Below are 20,582 nucleotides of genomic sequence, written 5' to 3'. Positions count from 1 at the left end.
GGAAGGTAACATAGACAGCCATAATCGATCCGTCTTTCAGCAGACCTTCCTTTTCTTTGGTGTTGAAACGATTCCACGTGTCACGAAAAGTTGCTGCCCCCTCCCCCTCCCTGCGGCATATAGACCGCCTGGCGCGTCGATAGTAATATTTTCGACAACATCATGGAGATTGAAATTGTTCAGTTCTATGGGTGATCGGAAGGTGCAATCCTTAATCCACAACACCTTGCTCGAGTGTTGCATAAACTTCATTTACCAGGATTGCCATCGGTGATCCCCCGAAGTTGTTCGCCCAGCGAGCGCTAGGAAGCGCCAGATATTCGCAAGCCCTTGCCGTTTAATTCTTCAACCGTATTTACTGGACCATTACAGAACATTACATAAGCGGTTTTAGATACAGCCGAGGTAAAAACCTGGTTGTTTGACGCGAATTCTTTCTGACATTCCGGGCGGTTGAGCATTACATGCTCAAGAATGGCCCGGGAATAAGCGTAGCTCTTTTTACCGGATACTTTACTTTGTAGCACGACGTGTTGGACCGGTGGTTACTCAAGGCTCCTTTGAGGGCTCAGATGGTCATCATAAATACGGTTGTACTGATCAACATGTAGATCCATTCGTTCACGCGGTTTTGAGTTTTCCGAGAGAACTTCGTGGCCAGTATTTCCACGGCGATCGACGAGTTGATCTGCTCGGCGTACGCCAGTGGCGGGAAGCTGGCGATGAGCATGCAGTAGTAAGCAACTATGGTGATAGTTTCGGGCAGGGGGTGTTGAACAGAAATCGGACTAGAATATCCAGGCTGAGATGTATCATCATTAGGGCCATGGCGAGCCCGCTCAGAAAAGTAACTATCTTATTGATCTTTAATATTAGTACTTCGAAGTTCTCCCGCAACTTGTTGCCACTTCTTGCCCTACTTACTATTGTACTCATTTCTATGACCGGCCCCTATTTGAAGATTGATATACGGCCGGAAGGGGCCTGCTTCGGGTAGAAGCAGGCTCTGATGGAAGTTCAATCAATTCGCGGTATATCCTCCATCCACAACGATTTCTGCGCCATGTACGAAGGATGATTCGTCGGATGCGAGAAACAGCACCGCTTTTGATACCTCGTCAGGTGTGCTGGGTCGGTTCATGAGCGTGGGGCCAAGAAGTGCTTTACGGGTTTCTTCATCCGCGTGTAGCAAATCCTTGGTCATGGGCGTATCGATCACCCCGGGGTGCACGGAATTGACGCGGATATTAAAGTCTGCGAGGTCCACGGCGCAGGACTTGGTCATCAGGCGTACAGCGCCCTTTGATGCGATGTACGCGCCAGCGCTTGGCGCGCCGACGATGCCATAAATGGATGAAATATTGATAATTGAGCCGCCGGTACTTTCCTGCATGAGAGGCACGGCTTCCCGAATGCCGAGAAAGGTTCCACGTACGTTTATATCGAACGTGCGATCCCATTCTTCGTTACTGGTCTCATGGACTGGTTTGAGAATGAGTGTTCCTGCGTTGTTGACAAGGATGTCCAGCCTGTCGGCCTTTTCTTTGATTGATTTGATCGCAGCCTTCCAGTCAGCTTCACTGGACACGTCCAGTCGCAAAAACTCAGCATCTCCTCCTTGGCCGCGAATTGCTTCCACGACCTGATTGCCGTTTTCCACGTCAATGTCACAGACGAATACTTTTGCTCCCTCAGCAGCCAGTAGTTCCGAGTGTGATTTCCCCATCCCCATGGCACCACCGGTAACCAAGGCAACCTTTCCAGTTACTCGTTTCATCATTTTTTCCTTGAGTCTGCTCAGGTGACAGAAGGGCGGTAGTTTTGTTAACCACCCCCTTCCGTAGTTGATATGCGTTGCTCAGCTGTCGAATTCGAGCGTCGAATAGTTGTCTTCAACGACGGCCTGAAGCTCTTGCCGGTAGGCGCCAAGCCCGGCCATGTAGAAACGGACGGTATTTTTCTTGCCCGGGATATTCGCCCCGAAGATCCATGATTGGGCTTTGGGAAAAAGTGTCATATTGGCAATCGATTGGCAGGTGTGTACCCAGGCTTCCTGTGCCTCGGGTTTCGGTTCGATGGTCTTATGGCCGTTCCGTTCAGTCAGTGCAATCGTATCGGAAATCCACTCAACCTGGGTCTCAATGCTTGGGACAAGGTTGGTGAAGGGACCGTTCGGCCCCAGAATCATGAAGAAGTTGGGGAAATCTGCTTCCATTACCCCCAAATAGCCCAAGGGGCCGTCTTTCCATTTATCCTGAATGGTGACGTCATTGCGGCCCTTAAGATCGATTCGAGTGTAGTTTCCCTCTACGGCATCGAAGCCTGTGGCAAAGATCACTGCGTCCAGCTCAATCTCCTTGCCGCTTTCAAGGAGAATGCCGTTTTCCGTGAACTTTGAAATTGGATCGGCTTTAACATCTTCCAGGGATACGTTATCGCGGTTATACACCTCGTAGTAGTGATTGCCACACAGGGGACGCTTGGCGTAGAGATCACTGGGCATCAGTTTTTTGGCGGTATCGGGATCCTTTACGATCTGAGCAATTTTCCGCTTTATAAAGTTTGCTGCAGCGTCGTTAGCCTCCTGGTCTGTTGCAATATCCGAAAATGTTTCGAACATGAACCGGAAGCCACCGCCTTTGTTCCAGATTTCCTCGAAGACGCGTTCACGTTCTTCTTCCGAGACTGAGGTGGCAGGCACAGTGCTCTCTTCAAAGCCGAAGGCAACAGCAGACGACTTCACCTGATCCCAGATAGCGTCATAGTTTGCTTTGTATTCCTGAATTTTCTCCTCACTTTCGGGCCAGTTTCCAATCGGTACCACGTACTGTGGAGACCGTTGAAATACGGTCAGGTGTTCTGCAGTTTCGGCCATCGCAATGATAACCTGGACCCCGGTAGAACCTGTGCCGACAACGCCCACTCGCTGTCCGGAGAGATCCGTTCCTTCAGGCCATGCACCGGTGTGAATGATTTCGCCTTTGAACGTGTCCATTCCATCGAAAAGCGGTTTGTTGGTTGCTGACAGAAGGCCCAGGCCGGTTACCAGATATTTTGCGGTAACCACCTGATCTTTGTCTGTCCAGACTCGCCAGAGTTGGGTAGATTCGTCGAAATGGGCAGCGGTTACCTTGGTGTGGAACTGGTAGCTGCGCCGAAGGTCGTAACGGTCAGCCACATCGTTCAGATAGTCCAGAACTTCGGGCTGCGTCAGATAGCGGTTCTTCCACCGGGCGTTTTTCAATCCCTCCTTGTCGAAGGAGAATCGATAGCAGAAGCTCTCGGTATCTGATAACGCACCAGGATAGCGATTCCAGTACCAGGTGCCACCAACGTCGCTGGCGTTGTCGTAGGCCTGAACTTTCAGCCCTTGTTCATCCCGCAGTTTGTGAACGGCATAGAGCCCTCCGAATCCTGCGCCGACTACAACGGCGTCAAAATCAGGGGTCTCGGTTCTTGTGTTTGTGGTTTTCTCGTTCATGTGAGTTTCCTCTTCGAACACAATTCATCCACGGAGCAAGAAGCGCCCCGTTGCTTCGTTTGTTGTTAATTCAGGGTATGCCCGCGCCGGCAATTACCGGCGCGGGTTAAGAGGTATCAGAGGTTCCGATACCAATCGGCGATACGATCCAGCTCCTCGTTTGCTTCCGGTGCACGGCCCGAGAGAGCGGGAAACACGTGCTGCATGCCAGGCACCACAGAAAGCACAGCTTTTACACCCTGGTCTTTGGCCTTGGCGTAAAGGGTTTCTGAATCGCTAAGCAGCGTTTCGGCGCCTCCAGCGGTGATATAAAGCGGCGGGAAACCGGCGAAATCGTTTTCCAACGGATTGGCTAATGGATCGAGTGGATCGGTTTTGTCGCCGAGAAACATGCCCGCCATGCCCTCCAGGATTGGCTTTCCAACGAGTGCATCGGTTGAAGCATTGGATTCCAGAGTGGCGCCGCGCAGCGCCATGTCGAGCCACGGAGAATAGGCGATCACCGCCCCTGGTAGGGAAAGCCCCAGATCACGGAACTTGAGCACGCTGGCAATGGCCAGATTGCCTCCGGCGCTATCGCCTGCGTTGATCAGGTTGTCTGCTTTGTAGCCTTGGTCCAGCAACGCTTTGTAAGCGGATACAGCGTCCTCAATCTGGGCAGGAAACGGATGTTCCGGTGCTCGGCGGTAGTGGAGAATTACGGCCTGAACTTTAAGGGCCTTGGCAAGGTGGCCGGCCATTTTACGATGGCTGTCTGCGGACCCCACAGCGAAGCCGCCACCATGTGTGTAAATGATGGCGCGTGAGCTATCCGCACCGTCTGGCAATGCCCAGATGGCTTCCACGCCGCCAATATGGTCGCTCTTATAGCGAACGTTTTCCGGTTCCAGAGCAGGCTGGCCCCATTCATCAAACATGCTGCGCAGGTTTTCAATGGAAAGATCAGGATTGGCAGTCATTCGATTGGTCCAATCCTGATAAAGGTCGCGCAAGACATTGGATTCGTTGCTAATTGTCATTGTTTTTCCTCTTGGTTTTTTGCTGATGAATACAACGTCTTTCAGCCCCTTACATAAAAGATTGCGACTTGCGGATTACGCTGGTGCTGAAGACTTTCAACTGCAGATTAAATCCCGGCCAAGTCTGAGTATTGAAGATTCCTGTTCAGATATTGGAGTATCCTGCTTTTTCTGAATAACCCGGTTGTTGTTTTTATTTCGAGGATGGCTTGATGTTAATGAGGAGGTTTCGTTTCAAAGGTTTGTACAAAAGAAAAATAACTCTATTCAATCCAGAAAGGCAAAATAACGGGATGATAATTAGGAAGTTCTATTAGTTGAATCATTCGAAAACCGATAATCCAGATATTCGTACCGGGTACGGGCAAGTTTAATAAACAGTGCTATTCGATCCGGTATCTATCTGAACCATGGGAGTAATAATAATGTCGAATCAGGCTGAGACTGACGGAGCATACATCCGTTATGAGTTTTCGGAGTTCGCGGGCAAATTGGAACCGGTAAAGTACGAGATACCCGTTCCGCAAGGAAATGAGGTTTTGCTGAAAGTCGATTACTGCGGTGTTTGCCATAGTGATGTTCATGTGCATGACGGCTATTACGGCCTTGGCAACGGTAAAAAGCTGAATCTCGGAGACCGTGGAATAAAGCTGCCGGTAACACTTGGCCACGAAGTTGTGGGAACCATTGTGGCCGTGGGCGAGGATGCCAGCGATGCATCGATCGGCGAGCGTAGGTTAATCTATCCATGGATTGGTTGTGGCGAATGTTCTGTGTGTCAGCGGGGCGAAGAAAATCTGTGCGGTAAGCCTGCTTCACTCGGCATTTTTAAACCCGGTGGTTACTCGGAATACATTACGGTTCCCCATCCGCGTTACCTGTTAGATCTTGGCAATCTCAACCCTGCAAATGCATCTCTGTTGGCCTGTTCCGGCCTGACAACCTTTTCAGCGATCAAGAAAATTCAGCCGTTGCACGAAGAAGAGTATGTGATTGTTATTGGCTGCGGTGGGCTTGGCCAATTGGCAATCAGAACGCTGAGATCCGCCGGAATCAGTAACATTGTTGCCGTGGATGTTTCCGAGGATAAACGAGAGATTGCCAAGAAGGCCGGCGCAAAAGTCGTACTCGATCCCCGTAGCGTAGATGCGACTGATGCGTTGGCTCGGGAGGCAGACGGGAATTGCATGGCTGTTCTGGACTTCGTCGGCAACGAACAAACTGTTGAGTTTGGCCTTAAGGTTCTGAGGAAGGGAGGAAAGCTGGTCGTTGTCGGTTTACATGGCGGCGAACTGCGCTATCCGATTCCTTTCCTGGTCACGAAGGCAGTTACAATTATCGGCTCCTACACAGGAACACTGGCCGAAATGAAAGAGCTGGTAACGTTTGCCAATCAACATGATCTTCTAGACATTCCTGTAGAAATTCGGGCCCTTGAGAGGGCTGAATCTGCCGTGGAAGACCTGTCCGATGGAAAGGTTTCCGGACGAATAATTCTCAAGAACTAATTGAGCATAGACTTGCTACTTGAGGTCAATGCTAACCGTTGACCAAGCTTTTAATTAAGGCGTGAATCTTCAGTATATTTCTACCTTTGCCTCGGTTGGGTTTTACCGAGGCTTTTTTATGAAACTTTAAAATAATCAAAAAGATAAATAGCCGTTATACCGGTTGGTAATTAATTTTTTGGTAACAGTTAAATGTATAAGTAGAAGTTATAGGAGATATGTTGATCATATAATAGCTACTTCGTTTAGAAGTTAGTAATTTAGTTCACAACTTAATAAGTTCTGGAGAACGGAATGGCACTTGATAAAGAGACTTTGAACCAATTTATTGACAGCATCCGGCGATATGTCCGGGATCGCCTGGTTCCGCTGGAAATGCAGGTCGCGGAAGAGGATCACATACCCGAAGGGGTCATCGAGGAAATGAAAGAAATGGGACTCTTCGGGCTATCAATCCCGGAAGAGTTCGGTGGTCTTGGGCTCACCATGAGTGAGGAAGTAGCCATCATTCAGGAGATGGGGTACACGTCACCGGTGTTTAGGTCGATGTTTGGTACCAACGTAGGCATTGGTTCCCAAGGCATTATCATCGACGGCACTCCCGAACAGAAAGCAAAGTACCTTCCGAAACTCGCCTCCGGCGAACTGATTGGTTCATTTGCACTGACGGAAGCGGACGCCGGTTCCGATGCGGGTTCGGTCGTGACGACGGCAAAGCGAGACGGCGACGAATACGTCATCAATGGCAGCAAACGTTATATAACCAACGCGCCTCGGGCGGGTGTTTTCACGGTGATGGCCAGAACTGGAAGTCGGGAGGAAGGCAGTCGGGGTGTATCCGCTTTTCTGGTGGACGCGGATTTACCGGGCATCTCGTTGGGGCAGCCCGATAAGAAAATGGGCCAGAAAGGCTCTCATACCTGCGACGTGATTTTCGAAGATGTTCGAGTGCCGGTATCTGCCATGATCGGAGGAAAGGAAGGGCAGGGTTTTAAGACAGCGATGAAAGTTCTGGACAGGGGGCGGTTGCACATAAGTGCACTGAGCGTTGGTACAGCCAAAAGGCTAATAGACGAGAGCCTCGCCTACTCGACCCAGAGAAAACAATTCGGCACTGAAGTCGCCAACTTTCAGTTGGTCCAGGCAATGTTGGCTGACAGTCAGACCGAGTACTACGCCGGCAAATGCATGGTGGAGGAAACCGCGCGAGCCTATGATTCCGGTGCCGCGGTGTCCATGAATGCTTCCAGCTGCAAGCTCTACTGCACCGAAATGGTAGGCCGTGTCGCGGATCGCGCAGTGCAGATCCATGGTGGCGCCGGTTATATCAGTGAATATTGTGTCGAGCGATTCTATCGGGATGTGCGTCTGTTTCGGCTTTACGAAGGCACTTCTCAAATCCAACAGTTGGTTATTGCCAAGCAAATGATTCGCAACGCTGAAAGCTCACTCTGACCCAGGAGTCTGGTATGTCTGGTCCATTATCAGGAATTCGAGTACTTGATTTGTCCCGCGTTATGGCTGGCCCCTGGTGTACCCAGATCATGGCTGATTTGGGGGCTGAGGTCATCAAGGTCGAGCGCCCCGAACAGGGAGATGATACCCGTCATTGGGGCCCTCCTTGGCTTAGGGATAAGGCAGGTAATCCTACCAAGCAGTCGGCTTATTACCTCTCTGCCAATCGTGGCAAGTACTCTGTGACCATCGATATTGGTAAACCAGAGGGCCAGGCGCTGATCCGTGAATTAGCCGCAGGTTGCGATGTTCTGGTAGAGAACTTCAAAACCGGTGGGTTGGAGAAAAAGGGGCTAGGTTATGGAGACCTCTCAGCGCTGAATCCCGGTATTGTTTACTGTTCGATCACAGGGTTTGGACACACCGGCCCCATGGCCCATAACGCAGGCTACGATTACCTGATTCAGGCTCAGTCGGGATTGATGAGTATCACCGGTGTGGCGGATGGAAAACCCGGGGCGGGGCCGCAACGCGTGGGTATGGCGGTGGCTGATTTGACCACCGGGATGAATGCGGCGATCGCCGTTCTTGCCGCTATTCATCACCGCACGAAAACAGGCGAGGGGCAGCATATTGATATGGCCCTACTGGACGTGCAGGTCAGTTGGCTGGCGAACCAGGCTCTGAATTACTTTTGTAGCGGCAGGGTCCCCGGCCGAACAGGTGAATATCATCCCAATCTTGCACCCTACCAGCCGTTTCCCACTAAAGACGGCCAGGTAATCATTGCCGTTGGTAATGATGCCCAGTTCCATCGTCTTTGTGGCGTCATGGGATGCGAAGAACTGCCGAGGGATCCGCGGTTTGCAACAAATCCGGAGCGAGTTGTTCATCGACAGGAGCTTGTCGGAAAGCTGTGCGAGTACACCCGCTTGAGGACTAGTCGGGAGTGGATGGATTGCCTCGGTAAAGTACAAGTGCCGTGCGGCCCCATTCAGAATATTGCAGAGGTTTTTGAAGATCCGCAGGTCAAGGCCCGGAACATGAAGCTGGAATTGGAACATCCTGTTCTTGGTAAGGTTCCGGGAGTTGCGAATCCAATCAAGTTTTCCAAAACCCCGCAGCGATACGAAAAGGCACCTCCCTCACTTGGGGAGGATACGGTCGCAATTCTTGAGAGAGATCTCGGCAAATCAGCTGAAGAAATCCGGAATCTTCAGGCCCGGGGAGTCGTCTGACTTCCGTCCGTTGACCTCAATCCCACTTAAGTTACGTGTTCAGATTTCGACTCCATCTTTCAATAGAGGAACGATTCACATATGTTGGTCTCTTATCAACAACTTGATGATCTCGGTATTATCAGCATCGACAACCCCCCTGTAAATGCATTGTCCCGGGGTGTGCGCGAGGGCATTTGCGACGCGGTAAAGTTGGCGCAGGACGACGGCACCAAAGCAATTGTTGTCTTGTGCGAGGGGCGAACATTTAGCGCCGGTGCGGATATCAATGAGTTTGGCAAACCAATGCAGGAGCCGACGCTGCCTCAGGTGAATGCGGCTCTTGAATCTTCAGCCAAGCCTGTTATCGCCGCTATACATGGATCCGCGTTGGGGGGCGGGTTTGAGCTGGCTTTGAGCTGTCACTACCGGTGTGCATTAACATCAGCTTCCGTCGGTCTCCCGGAAGTTACCTTGGGGCTACTGCCCGGCGCGGGTGGAACCCAGCGTTTACCTCGCCTGGCAGGGGTAAAAGCTGCTCTGGATATCATGACAACCGGTAAAAAAATCAGTGCGACGGAAGCTCGGGATCTTGGTGTTGTTGATCGGGTTTTTGACGGCGATCTTGCTCGTTGCGCCATGGAATATGCCCGCGAACTCATCACTGACGGGGCGCGCCCGAGACAGATCCGCGATCTCTCCATCCCGAAAGGCAGCTTCGACAAAGACTCCTTTGAGAGTTATCGAGGCCAACTGAATAAGCGTAAGAGAGGCCAGGAAGCACCACAGAAAATAGTGAGTTGCGTTGAGGCGGCCATGGAAATGCCGTTTAAAGAAGGGCTGGCTTTTGAGCGTTCCCGCTTCATGGCATGTGTCAAATCTGAGCAGTCGGCTGCGTTAAGGCATATTTTCTTTGCGGAACGGCAGGCACCAAAGGTCCCCGGAATTGACAAGTCTGCTACTCCCCGTGCCGTCCAGAGGGTCGGCATTATTGGCGCTGGGACTATGGGTGGTGGTATTGCCATGTCATTTGCCAGCGCTGGCATCCCTGTGACCTTGCTCGAAATTAGTGAGGATGGGTTGGACAGGGGACTTGCGCTCATTGGCAAGAATTACGGTATGAGTGTAAGCAAGGGAAAGCTGTCGGAAGCCGAGGCGACAGAAAGAGAGGCGCTCATCAGCGGCACCACCAGTTACCAAGAGCTTGCCAATGTTGATCTCGTCATTGAGGCGGTCTTTGAGAGCATGGCTGTGAAAAAGCAAGTGTTCGGTCGCTTGGACGAGGTATGCAGGAGAGGAACGATTCTGGCAACCAACACCTCCTACTTGGATGTGAACGAGATTGCGGCGTCAACTTCGCGCCCGCGGGACGTCGTTGGCTTGCACTTCTTCAGCCCCGCCAATCTGATGCGCTTATTAGAGGTCGTAAGGGCAGAGAATACGGCAGATGATGTAATTGCCACTGCAATGGCATTGGGTAAGCGTATAGGCAAGGTTCCGGTGTTGGCCGGTGTCTGTTTCGGCTTCATTGGTAACAGAATGCTCAGACAATATGCCAGGGAAGCCCAGCTATGCCTGATTGAAGGTGCAGAGCCGGCCCAGATAGATGGTGTGCTGACAGGTTTTGGTATGGCCATGGGGCCGCTGGCGGTTGGTGATCTCGCTGGCCTGGATATCGGGTACAAGGCGCGTCAGGCCCTTACAGACGAGCAGAAAGGGGATCCCAAAAGTTACTGTATCGCCGATGCTCTGGTCGAACTGGGACGACTCGGCCAAAAAACCGGGGCAGGGTATTACGCGTATGATCCGGAAACTCGTGCTCGTTCAGCCGATCCGGTCGTCCTAGAAGTTATCAGGGCGCAAGCCGAAAAGCACGGCGTCAGGCGCTGCAGCTTGTCCGATGAGAAAATTCTAAACCGACACCTGATGGCCTTGATTAATGAGGGGTTCCGACTACTCGAAGAGGGGATTGCACTGCGGCCAGGCGATATCGATGTGGTCTATGTAAATGGATACGGCTTCCCAGCATACCGTGGTGGTCCCATGTTCTATGCCAGTCAGCGCGGGCTTGAACATATATTAGAGTGTATTGAGACTCTTTATGCTGACACAGGAGAATCTCATTGGGCGCCCGCTCCTTTGCTTAAGAAGCTGGTTTCCAGTAATCGAACGCTGGATGAGTGGAGCTCTTAGAAAAAGGGGAAAATGGGAATAGCTGGCGTCACCCATTGAGAATAGCGCCAGCTTAATTGTTTCCGATGTGCCTGAAAGTCCACTGGGTCACTGCTTTGACTCACTCAGTTTTCGACGTAGGCACCCGAAAACTTTGATTGATTTTCATTTATCTCTCTGAAATTCCAGAAGCTCACCCACCTCGCAATCGAACAGCTTGCACAGTTTGTCCAACGCATCGAGATCAATTCTCTGGGCCGTTTCTTTATACAGCAGGGTGATGGTGTTCCGGTTCAGCCCCGTCTCTCTCGCCACATCCACGATCTTCATTTTGCGCTCGCCCATTAGGCGCGCCAGGTGACATCGAATCATTCGCAACCATCCTTAATTAAAAAATGCCATCCTGAATAGCAAAAAGTGCTTGCAAATGTACTTTTGTTGCTTAATATGTCATTTAGGATGACATTCTGATACGGAGAATGTCTTTTGTTGATCTAGGGTAACGCAACAGAAGGAACATTTCGATGGAAAATTCCTACACCTATCTGACCACTGAAGAGCTGGCTGATCGCATCAAATATGACTGCCGGACAATCCGTCAATGTCTTAAAGACACGGTACTGCTGGAGGGCAAGCATTACATCAAGCCTTTTGGCCGACGGAAAATTCTCTTTCTCTGGGAAGAAGTTGAAAAGGAAATGCTGGTCAGTGCTCGTGAGCACGAACACCTGTCAATTCCCATGGCAAGCGGAGCGGTATGTCATGGGTAAGGTGAGAGAGCGTAAGGAGACCGGCAAGCTTTATCTGGATTTTATGTTCGAGGGGCTGCGGTGCAGGGAACAGACCGCGCTGCCGGATACGCCGGCCAACCGTAAAAAGTGCGAAGCACTTCTTCAGAAAGTTGAGGCCAAAATTCTCCTGGGTGAATTCGATTACGCTGAATTCTTCCCGGGCAGCAAGAACCTGAAAAAACTGGCCAAGGCAGGGGCGCTTTCTGGAAGCAGCCGGGCTTCAAATGTAATGGCTGATCCGGATCAGGAAACCGATCAGTCGCCGCTGTTCCCTGATTTCGCCGATCTGTGGCTCCAAGAGAACAAGATCCAATGGCGCGCTTCTCATCTGCGCAATGTTGAGTCCATTCTTGAAAGCTCCCTTAAGCCGGCGTTCAAAAACAAGCGCCTGACCGAGATCACCAAATCGCACATCTTGGCCGCGCGCAACAAGCTGGGGGCCCGTAAGGGCAGGGGAGGCAATGCCCAAATGGCCCCCAAAAGCATTAATAGCCACATGGCGATCCTACGGATGATTCTGACAGAGGGGGCCGAGCGCTACGACTTTGCCAATCCCTATCGCAACATCAAGCCGCTGAAGCTGAAAAAGGTCCAGATCGAACCCTTCTCGATGGATGAGGTAGATAAGATCACCAAGTACGTGCGGGAGGACTACCGCAACTACTATCAAGTCCGCTTCTTCACGGGCATGCGCACCGGCGAAATCGATGGCTTGAAGTGGGAGCACGTGGATTTTGAGAAGCGCGAGATTCTTGTTCGCGAGACGCTGATCAATGGTAAGACCGAATACACCAAAACCGATGGCTCCCAGCGGGAAATCCCTATGTTTGGCCCGGTTTATGACGCACTCAAGGCACAGCACGCGGCAACCGGCAAACTGAGCAAGTTCGTATTTTGCAATCGTCTCGGTGAGCCGCTTGATCACAACAACGTGACCAAGCGCGTCTGGTACCCCTTACTTCAAGCTCTGAACTTGAAAAAGCGGCGGCCTTATCAGACACGGCATACCGCAGCCACGTTGTTGTTGGCATCCGGAGAGAACCCTGAATGGGTGGCTCGAGTGTTGGGCCATTCCTCTACTGAAATGTTGTTCAAGGTTTACTCGCGTTTTATTCCGAATGTGACCCGTATGGACGGCAGCGCCTTCGAGCGCCTGATTGACTCGCGTTCAGAAGACTTGGAGGAATCTGAAAATGCCTAAATCATCTCTTAGCTTCGAGACTCAGAGAGATATCGCCGAAGTGGCGGAAGTTTTAATTCGTTTGAACAATATTTCGCAAGGGCGAGACCTGGTCTGGCTGCTAAAACAGCAAAGGGCGCGAGACAATTTCGATGCCGTCGCACTATGGCTTCGGAATGAGGTATGGAAGCGGCAGAGGAACCGTGAAGATGTTGATATTAGCACCTTGTCCAACGCTCTTCAGACGTATCTGACCAAAGCGTTGATGGATTTGGAATAGCTGTGAGCAGTAACTTGCTTTGGCTGGCTGAGAATCGCACGCGGCTTGTTCTGGAATCGGAGGCCTGTCTTGTATACTCAGGTCAGAAAAGGAGAATTCATGACCGAAAATACCACCCCACAAGTTCTTTTTAGGACTAAGTCTGTCGCTGTGTCGAGCGATGCTGAAGGAATCGATCCGCGCACCGACAAGTCGTTAATGCAGGCTGTTGTCATCACCTATGCGGACAATCAGAACCACGCTATCTATCTGAATATCCCGCTGGAGGAGGCCAAAAGGCGCTTCGAGAAGACCATGGTTGAGCGCTCAGATTTTGAGATCGAGGAGGAAGGATGGGATGCGGAAGTTTCTGTGATTGCAGTCGCTGATGAGATACTTATTTCAAGCAATTTGGGGAATCAGGCGGCCCGAATCAACGATCACTTCATGGGCCAGATTGAGAACATGGGGAAGAGGAAATCCCATGGTATAGATCTAATCACCCAGGCGGATGTGGATGAGGATTCAGAAAGCATCCGCGTGAGAGTAGTCCCTAAAACCCTATTGGAGATGACCGATAGCCCGGACGGGACATCCATGAAGTTGGCTCTTGCGCCAGGTTACCCTTACGAGGATCTCGATGTGGACTTCGGTGAGAGCAAGGAGATCTGTATTACCTGCCATTCTTCTGATGCTGAGATAATAATCAACGCGAGTGAGTTCCTCAGTTCCGAGGCGTCTATTAATCAGATACGAGAGAATGATGGGGAAATAACTCTGCAAGTGATACCTGTCTTCGAGTAGTCAAAGACCCCTGCAAGTTATTGGGCCAGAGCTTCAAATTGCTGGAGTTCTAACGTGAGGTGCGCCTTTGGCCCCTTATCTATGAACTGAATCGGAGAGGCTCTTCGGAACGGCTCCTCGCTGCCGCGGCTGACGCCCTGTTAAACTGCCCTGTGTGGCATTGATGCTCACTCGGAGGATGGCCATGGTGAAAAAGAAACGCTTTACTGAACAGGAACCGTTGGAAGATCTGGATGTGGATTCGGCCCATGCTGACGCGTTAGCCGTGCCTCTCCCGCAGGAGCTTTCGCCACTTGAGCGGCTAAAAGGTTCTGTCAAACGCTATGAGCGACCTACCGATCCCGTTTGGGATGAGTACTTTGACTCCAGCGAGGGGGGTTCCGAGGATTTCATGGAAGACCGGGATCAGCCGTCGCGTGAGGACTGATAGCCACACGCGAACCCAATTGACCGGAAGTAGAGTCAGGGCAAAGCCTGGCGTTGTGCGAAAAAAGAACTGGGGCCTGCCAGACGACAAGACGGGGTAGCTTTCGCCGGCGGCTAAATGGCTTTTCTTTAGCCATTCGAGAAGTAGAAGCTCTCTCAAACAATGCTGGACCAGTCGATATTCGGATTGGCCTTCTTGCATTCATCTCCTTTAGTGAGATGATCGATGACGCTTTCTTCTGATATGAATGAAGCCAGCTGCAGGAAGAAAAAAGGTAAATGCAGTGCCGATCAATAAAATGACCATGGAAGTCATTAAGATCTGGAAAAATGCGATTGCCAGATAGCTGGCCAAAAACGCTACCAAATGGAGAGTACAAAACAGCGCCATCTCCGCGGCAGTTGGCAGGTTTCGGCCAGCGCGATTCGACGTGATCTGAAAGCCGCTGATTATTAATGCTCCCGATAAGGGGGCGACAAACATCAATCCCGATTTGCCGCTTACGCCCTCAATGTCCTCGGGACTTATCCAGGCGTATGGCCCGTATGCTCCAACTAGAGTGAGAGTACTCAGCATAAGCATCGCAATTGCTGCGCAATCGAGATATACGCGCAGGTCCTCAGTGCCTCTATGATCGGGAAAGCTGCTAGCCATGGCAATCATTTCCTTTCGAGTAGCGCTTTTTCGCCCACGCTTCTAATTGATCGGCCCGCCAGTAGCCAACCAGACCCAGCAGTGCCAGTGTTAGAAAAAATCCGCCAAAGCCAATCAATCCTGCGAGCATATCCATCGTTCCCTCCGAGTAAAGAAATCTGATGACCAGAATATCGGATTTCTGAAGTCCTCCAAATCTTGCTCGCCGAGCCTTCGGACTGTTTTTCATCGGAAGTCGGAAAATGCAGCCGTCAATACGACGTCATGAACCTCGCCAGATCAAGAACGGGCTTTGGGTTAATCCTGAAGATGAGTGAGGGATTTTGATTGAAGAGAAGAGGCAATTAATCTGACTCCAGAAGTCGAACCAACTGAAAGATCTGATCTGGATCGTGTTTGGCGATGAGCCAGTCTCTGGGGCTCACAGGTTTGTGATCAATTTCTAGATCGCAATGTGGAAGACGCATGAATCGATCTAAAAACATTGGTTCTCGATGCGCTAAGATAGGGAGAATAGTGGCCAGGTGCGGAATCTCCCCTGCATCGGTGAACTGCCAGGCTGGAAAACGCCATACTCCCGGTTCCAGCTCGAATCCATGCAGATAGGGAGGTGAGCGCTGCGCATTCCGTTCGACTTCAGCCACTGAGATCTGTAGTAGTTTTGCGACTGATTCTGAATAGAGTGCGTGTTCAATGAGCGTTTGGCACTCTTCAATCAATCGTCGTAACGAATTAACTCGGGCTATATGGAGGTTTGGGCCTGCATCTAACCCTTTGGCTCCTCCGGACCTTAAAACCTCAACCTCTTTCTCGGACAATGGATGAGTGTCCGTAGATCGTTCTGGCGAAGCGTGAACAGGATAATCAATGTCTGCGACTTTCAGCAATTTCGAAAGATCTGTCTCAGAAATACCTAGGCGAATCATTACCTCGGAAACGTCATTGTTGGGGGCGTTTGAATGAGCCATGTCACTGTTTTCTCCGTTGCGGTTCTTCGACCCTACTCTGCAAACTGCACAAATCCTGAGTTTCTTTGGACAATGATTTCAATGTCAGCATAGTTTTGAGTTGAATCGGCGAGCCCGATGACCTCGCGCAATAGGTTTGAAAAATGGGGCGATTCGCCACCGTGAGTCTTTCGGCCAACTGCCATAGTGCACTGGCATGCTTGATATCCGGCGCATCACTATCCGCATTGATTTTCCGGGCCGGCCTTTGAGGGGGGGGGGAATTAAGGTAGCTACCTATTGTCGAGATCTTTGACTTCTCGATATCTAGACCAAAGGCACCAGGCAGTCAGTACAGCTGACCCCGCAATTCCGATCGCCATAGCCATCAGAATACCCGTTTCAAAATCCATTGCTGCCTCATGCGTGAGTGGCGTGTTTACTATACGATTATAATTTAGTCAGTGAAATTTTGGCGAATACGAATCAACTTCGACCCTATCAACGATGCTGGGCAACTTTATGAAGCAGAATAATTCACAACAATGTCCTGAGATGGTTGTTGGGTGTGTGCCCGAGAACTTGTTCGCTGACCCTCCGGCCTTCATTCGTGCAGTTCGGGAAGGTATTCCAGGACATTGGCTGTCTTCGATCATCCGGTCGTCCGGGTTAGATGAGAGTATTGCTAAGGCGCTTGGCGCGCCGCAAAAGCAGCTTGAGGTTTTGTGCGATATGGATGTCCTGGATACCAGAACCTCGGAAGCAGTTTTGGAAATCGCGAGAGTGCTTTATTCATGCGCAGCCACCTGGGAGTCTCCGGTATTAGCAAATCAATGGTTGAAGAGTGGGGTGCCGGCTCTTGGCGGTGAGAGTCCCGTCAGCCTATTGGACACCCATGAAGGCCGGCGTTGGATCATTGAGGTCCTCCGAAAAATCGAGGGTGGCCAGTTCAGCTAGTGCCGCACGCTGAAAGGTTCGGTGGAGTAAAGATCGCCAGGGTACTATCAGCGAATTAACTGATGTCACTGGCTAGGAGGCAGGTATCCGAATAGAAGACGAGCTCGCGGCCATTGCACGAAAGTTATCCGAGCTTGAGAGGGAAAAGGCTGCCCTTCTTTCTAGGAAGAACGAGCTTCATGCCTCCGCGAAACGACCCGCAGCAACGCAACTGACTCCCGACCAAAAGGCAGAACTGTTCCGGAACCTCTTTGGCGGCAGACAGGATGTTTATGCGGTCCGCTGGCAGGGATCCGGCGGCCGTTCCGGCTATGCGGTCGCCTGTGAGAATGAGTGGGTTCCGGGGATCTGTCAGAAACCTCGAATCAAATGCGGGGAGTGTCCGCACAAAAAATTTAAGCCCCTGGATTTCAATGCGGTGTATGACCACCTGTCTGGCAAGCATGTGGCTGGGTTATATCCTTTGTTGCCGGACAACTCCTGTTATCTTCTGGCCGTCGATTTTGATAAGGAGGACTGGCGGGCAGACATTCGAGCGCTGGCCCAGGCTTGTCGTGATGAAGGCATTCCTTATCTTGTAGAGATCTCCCAATCAGGAGCTGGTGCTCATCTATGGGTTTTCTTTTCCGACGCAGTTCCGGCATGGTCCGCGAGAGCTTTGGGGTTCAATCTGCTGGATAAAGCTATGGAGCGCCACCCTGGCTTGTCTTTTGATTCCTATGACCGTTTATTCCCCAATCAGGATACGATGCCCGATGGTGGGTTTGGCAATTTGATTGCTCTGCCGCTTCAGCACCAGGCACGAAGTCGTGGGTGTACGGTGTTTGTCGATGATGAGCTGAATCCGCATCCCGATCAGTGGGGGCTGCTCAGTCGGCAAGAGACCGTTTCGCCGGACGCGCTTCGAGAGATGGTTGGTAAGGAGCCTGATTCCGATGCTGCAGCGCCAGTTGCGTTACCGTGGGAGCAATCCTCGCCAGTCGAGACTGGGATGATTGAAGGATGTCCCGAGCGCATAACGCTCACTCTGGTCAATCACATTTATATGAAGTTGTCAGACATACCGGGACCACTGGCTGCACGCATAAAGCGTATGGCGAGTTTTGCCAACCCGTTGTTTTTCAAATCCCAGGCACTTCGCTTCTCAACTCATGGCATCCCTCGTTACATTTCTTGTGCGAGGATTGAGCAAGGTTATCTATCGGTTCCGAGGGGCTGCTTTGATGAGCTCCAGGCATTGTTGCTGGAACAGGGAATAGCGGTAGAAATCGATGACCGCAGAACCCGGGGCGAACTTCTGGACGCTATCAGCCTGAAAGCAACGTTGCGTAGTGATCAGAAGAAGGCTGTGAAGGCGCTTGCCAACCACGATACCGGAATACTCCATGCTCCAACCGCTTTCGGCAAAACCGTAACCGCCATTGGCATTGTGGCCAAGCGGCAGGTTAACACGCTGATCCTCACTCACAGTCGCCAGTTACTCGATCAATGGAAGGAGCGTCTGGAAACCTTCATGGAGGGTGCATCGGTGGGTGTGATTGGCGGTGGCAAGAAGAAACCTACCGGTCAGATCGACGTCGCGACTTATCAAAGCCTGATCAACAAGAAAGATAATACGGTCTCAAGCCTGGTCCGGGAGTATGGCCAGATCATCATCGATGAGTGTCACCATGTCTCAGCGCCCCGCTACGAGATGCTGCTTAACGAAGTCAGCGCCCGATACGTCGTAGGCCTTACTGCAACGCCTGACCGCCAAGATGGTCACCAGAGAATCATGTTTATGGTTGCGGGACCTGTTCGTCATAAAGTTCGGGCTGATCATAGTTCCAGGTTTGTCCAACGCGTGATCGTTCGGGAGCGTCACGAAACGCCACCCACTGACCTCTCTCAGGGTGGTGAACGGCCTCACATAGCTTCAGTTTACCGCTGGCTTGCTGAGAGTAGCGCCCGGAATCAGGATATTGTTCAGGATGTCGTACGGTGTGTACAAAACCAAGCAAATTGTCTTCTGCTTACGGAACGACGAGAGCATGCTGAGAGGCTGGCAACGCTGCTGGACGCAGAATCCATATCATCGGTGGTGTTGCGGGGAGGGATGCGCATCAGAGAACGCCGGGCGGCGGAAGCACAGTTACAAGAAGCTCAGGTTATCGTTGCAACCGGGAAATACATCGGGGAAGGTTTTGATTTGCCTCGACTGGACACATTGTTTCTAGCCTTGCCGATCGCCTGGAAAGGAACGCTCTCGCAGTACGCTGGCAGGATCCACAGGGATGCCCATGGCAAACAGGAAGTCACTGTCTATGATTATCTGGACGCTGGCCTACCCATGCTTGAGCGCATGTTCCGAAAACGGGAGAAAGGCTACAAGGCGATGGGTTATCAGTTTACCTCGTCTGGGCAAGAAAGGTTGCTGTAGCTTTTTACGTCATCGTTGCGCCTTGCCTGGTAGCCTTCTTGGCCCGGCGCAACGTTGAGGCGTCGAATATCGACGACCGTAAACCTAGCGCTCAGTCGGATCCTTTGCAAAAGCCTCAGCAACCCAGATTTTAAAATCTAAGTCCTCAAATACCCAGACGCCTTTCTCAACCGGCGCCAGGAACTCTCCCCGAAGCCGATTCAGCGCATTTTGGATCGTATGCGTTGCCACATCGGGCTCTGTCACACCCAGCCAGGTGGCAATGAATCGGCGAGCATCCTCGTGGTAGGGGCCGGCAATGTTCTGGGCGATGACAGCGAGGATGGCCTGCTCGATGGGCTTGAGCTGGGACCAGATTTTCTCGTACTCATTGGCATCATTGGTGAACTGCCGGTAGCGCTCCGTCGCGGAGGTTATGTCCGTCTCGCCGGAGAGCACCATACCTTCGATGACGGCTCGAAAATCCCGCGGAACCCGGTTCAGGGTATGGAATGCGTTCAAAGCGCGGGTGTAGCATAGAGTCCTGGCCGTGGCCTGATCAAAAGCATCAAGCATGTGTTTGACGAAGCCTGACCCTAGCTCTGGCAGGTCGATCTGGGACGATGAGCGAAACAGCGGTGCCTTTCGGCGATTGAACAGGCGGTACAGACCGTCTCTGGACGAACCAGTATAGACAACATAGAGCTTGTCCCTGTTTTCATCGAGCAGGGTCCGGAGGAAAAACACCAGGGGCTCGAAAGCCCGGTCGGTGGCCAGATGCTGGACTTCATCTAGGCACAGCAATATCTTCCTCTTTCCGCTCAGCAACGTCTCGAATCGGCTGCGAAGCTGGCTCAGGTCATCCTCCTGTGGCGGGATGTTTCGTCCAGAGACCTCGGCCGAGGCCTTCACCGTCCCGTCTATGCCGACCTCGCCACCCAGCTTCAGAGCTCCGAGGTGGGAGTTAGCCCAGCGCCGGCGTTCTAGCCAGGTCATTTCCCCGATGCTCCTTTCAAGGCCTTTTTTGAGGCAGGTAACCGGGTTCCGGGGGTTGTCCCAGAAACTTACATAGATGGGCCGATAGCCCTGCTCATGTGCTTCCGGGATAAGGTCAAAGAGGATGAATTCCGTCTTGCCCATGCGCCGAGGTGCAAAGAGCGTCAGGGTGTTGGAGACACCACTGGCGAAAGTCGACAGAAACTGATCCGTCAGCTCGCGGCGAGGAAAGTGCCAGTCCACATGTGCGTTCATAAAGCGCCTCGGCGGCCAGTAGTCGAGATTAGTAAATAAAAAACTATTTTAGTATAGTAAAT

The 20,582-nt window shown here is 51.6% G+C and carries 19 protein-coding genes; 11 read left to right on the top strand and 8 right to left on the bottom strand.

The features are described from left to right. Positions 1 to 1,021: 1,021 nt before the first annotated feature. From SIC19_RS02825 to SIC19_RS02815, 3 genes are all read right to left on the bottom strand, one after another. Complete coding sequence (locus SIC19_RS02825; RefSeq protein ID WP_412535571.1) at positions 1,022 to 1,780, bottom strand: glucose 1-dehydrogenase; 759 nt, start codon at positions 1,778 to 1,780, stop codon at positions 1,022 to 1,024. Between the two features lie 78 nt (positions 1,781 to 1,858). Further along, on the bottom strand, positions 1,859 to 3,481 hold the full coding sequence (locus SIC19_RS02820; RefSeq protein WP_273623712.1) for a flavin-containing monooxygenase: 1,623 nt from the start codon (positions 3,479 to 3,481) through the stop codon (positions 1,859 to 1,861). 116 nt (positions 3,482 to 3,597) lie between these two features. Beyond that, positions 3,598 to 4,500 carry an alpha/beta hydrolase gene (locus SIC19_RS02815; protein ID WP_273623710.1) on the bottom strand — a complete coding sequence of 301 codons (903 nt, stop codon included), beginning with the start codon at positions 4,498 to 4,500 and terminating at the stop codon, positions 3,598 to 3,600. Between the two features lie 425 nt (positions 4,501 to 4,925). Between SIC19_RS02815 and SIC19_RS02810 the strand changes: the two genes are divergently transcribed. The 4 genes from SIC19_RS02810 (at position 4,926) to SIC19_RS02795 (ending at position 10,873) form a co-directional block, all read left to right on the top strand. After that, positions 4,926 to 6,008 (top strand): alcohol dehydrogenase, encoded by a 1,083-nt coding sequence (locus SIC19_RS02810; protein ID WP_273623708.1) that lies wholly within the window; start codon positions 4,926 to 4,928, stop codon positions 6,006 to 6,008. A 294-nt stretch (positions 6,009 to 6,302) separates the two neighbouring features. Next, positions 6,303 to 7,463 (top strand): acyl-CoA dehydrogenase family protein, encoded by a 1,161-nt coding sequence (locus SIC19_RS02805; RefSeq protein ID WP_219496146.1) that lies wholly within the window; start codon positions 6,303 to 6,305, stop codon positions 7,461 to 7,463. Between the two features lie 14 nt (positions 7,464 to 7,477). Further along, positions 7,478 to 8,701 carry a CaiB/BaiF CoA transferase family protein gene (locus tag SIC19_RS02800; RefSeq protein WP_219496144.1) on the top strand — a complete coding sequence of 408 codons (1,224 nt, stop codon included), beginning with the start codon at positions 7,478 to 7,480 and terminating at the stop codon, positions 8,699 to 8,701. An 81-nt stretch (positions 8,702 to 8,782) separates the two neighbouring features. Further along, positions 8,783 to 10,873 (top strand): 3-hydroxyacyl-CoA dehydrogenase NAD-binding domain-containing protein, encoded by a 2,091-nt coding sequence (locus SIC19_RS02795; RefSeq protein ID WP_219496142.1) that lies wholly within the window; start codon positions 8,783 to 8,785, stop codon positions 10,871 to 10,873. A 144-nt stretch (positions 10,874 to 11,017) separates the two neighbouring features. Here the strand turns inward: SIC19_RS02795 and SIC19_RS02790 are convergent, their stop codons facing one another. Then, the gene (locus tag SIC19_RS02790; protein WP_219496133.1) at positions 11,018 to 11,224 is read right to left on the bottom strand and encodes a helix-turn-helix domain-containing protein; all 207 of its coding nucleotides are present in this window, start codon (positions 11,222 to 11,224) and stop codon (positions 11,018 to 11,020) included. Between the two features lie 152 nt (positions 11,225 to 11,376). On the opposite strand from SIC19_RS02790, the gene SIC19_RS02785 reads away from it, so the two are divergent. The 5 genes from SIC19_RS02785 (at position 11,377) to SIC19_RS02765 (ending at position 14,313) form a co-directional block, all read left to right on the top strand. Further along, positions 11,377 to 11,622 (top strand): hypothetical protein, encoded by a 246-nt coding sequence (locus tag SIC19_RS02785; RefSeq protein ID WP_219496126.1) that lies wholly within the window; start codon positions 11,377 to 11,379, stop codon positions 11,620 to 11,622. Then, on the top strand, positions 11,615 to 12,844 hold the full coding sequence (locus tag SIC19_RS02780) for a site-specific integrase (RefSeq protein ID WP_219496125.1): 1,230 nt from the start codon (positions 11,615 to 11,617) through the stop codon (positions 12,842 to 12,844). Before SIC19_RS02785 ends, SIC19_RS02780 begins: the two co-directional genes overlap by 8 nt. After that, positions 12,837 to 13,103, top strand: a complete 267-nt coding sequence (locus tag SIC19_RS02775) for a hypothetical protein (RefSeq protein WP_092034143.1) — start codon at positions 12,837 to 12,839, stop codon at positions 13,101 to 13,103. The genes SIC19_RS02780 and SIC19_RS02775 overlap by 8 nt, the downstream gene beginning before the upstream one ends. 99 nt (positions 13,104 to 13,202) lie before the next feature. Then, positions 13,203 to 13,886 (top strand): hypothetical protein, encoded by a 684-nt coding sequence (locus SIC19_RS02770; protein WP_219496123.1) that lies wholly within the window; start codon positions 13,203 to 13,205, stop codon positions 13,884 to 13,886. A gap of 184 nt (positions 13,887 to 14,070) precedes the next feature. After that, positions 14,071 to 14,313, top strand: a complete 243-nt coding sequence (locus SIC19_RS02765) for a hypothetical protein (protein ID WP_228744613.1) — start codon at positions 14,071 to 14,073, stop codon at positions 14,311 to 14,313. Positions 14,314 to 14,523: 210 nt separating this feature from the next. Here the strand turns inward: SIC19_RS02765 and SIC19_RS02760 are convergent, their stop codons facing one another. From SIC19_RS02760 to SIC19_RS02750, 3 genes are all read right to left on the bottom strand, one after another. After that, positions 14,524 to 14,967, bottom strand: coding sequence for a hypothetical protein (locus SIC19_RS02760; RefSeq protein WP_219496121.1), 444 nt, complete (start codon positions 14,965 to 14,967; stop codon positions 14,524 to 14,526). Then, positions 14,960 to 15,103, bottom strand: a complete 144-nt coding sequence (locus SIC19_RS02755; protein ID WP_219496119.1) for a hypothetical protein — start codon at positions 15,101 to 15,103, stop codon at positions 14,960 to 14,962. The genes SIC19_RS02760 and SIC19_RS02755 overlap by 8 nt, the downstream gene beginning before the upstream one ends. A 208-nt stretch (positions 15,104 to 15,311) precedes the next feature. Continuing rightward, on the bottom strand, positions 15,312 to 15,935 hold the full coding sequence (locus tag SIC19_RS02750) for a hypothetical protein (protein ID WP_219496117.1): 624 nt from the start codon (positions 15,933 to 15,935) through the stop codon (positions 15,312 to 15,314). 501 nt (positions 15,936 to 16,436) lie between these two features. Here SIC19_RS02750 and SIC19_RS02745 point away from each other — a divergent pair. Together SIC19_RS02745 and SIC19_RS02740 are read left to right on the top strand one after the other, a co-directional pair. Next, a complete protein-coding gene (locus SIC19_RS02745) occupies positions 16,437 to 16,871 on the top strand; it encodes an antitoxin Xre/MbcA/ParS toxin-binding domain-containing protein (RefSeq protein ID WP_219496107.1) in 435 nt (144 codons plus the stop codon). Between the two features lie 85 nt (positions 16,872 to 16,956). Then, positions 16,957 to 19,290 carry a TOTE conflict system archaeo-eukaryotic primase domain-containing protein gene (locus SIC19_RS02740; protein ID WP_373274852.1) on the top strand — a complete coding sequence of 778 codons (2,334 nt, stop codon included), beginning with the start codon at positions 16,957 to 16,959 and terminating at the stop codon, positions 19,288 to 19,290. A gap of 84 nt (positions 19,291 to 19,374) precedes the next feature. On the opposite strand, the gene SIC19_RS02735 is transcribed toward SIC19_RS02740, so the two are convergent. Next, a complete protein-coding gene (locus SIC19_RS02735; RefSeq protein ID WP_219496105.1) occupies positions 19,375 to 20,520 on the bottom strand; it encodes a hypothetical protein in 1,146 nt (381 codons plus the stop codon). Between the last annotated feature and the right edge of the window lie 62 nt (positions 20,521 to 20,582).

Source organism: Marinobacter sp. MIT930201, assembly GCF_047122665.1.
Taxonomy (GTDB): Bacteria; Pseudomonadota; Gammaproteobacteria; order Pseudomonadales; family Oleiphilaceae; genus Marinobacter; species Marinobacter salarius.
This window is presented reverse-complemented; position numbering and strand designations above follow the sequence as displayed.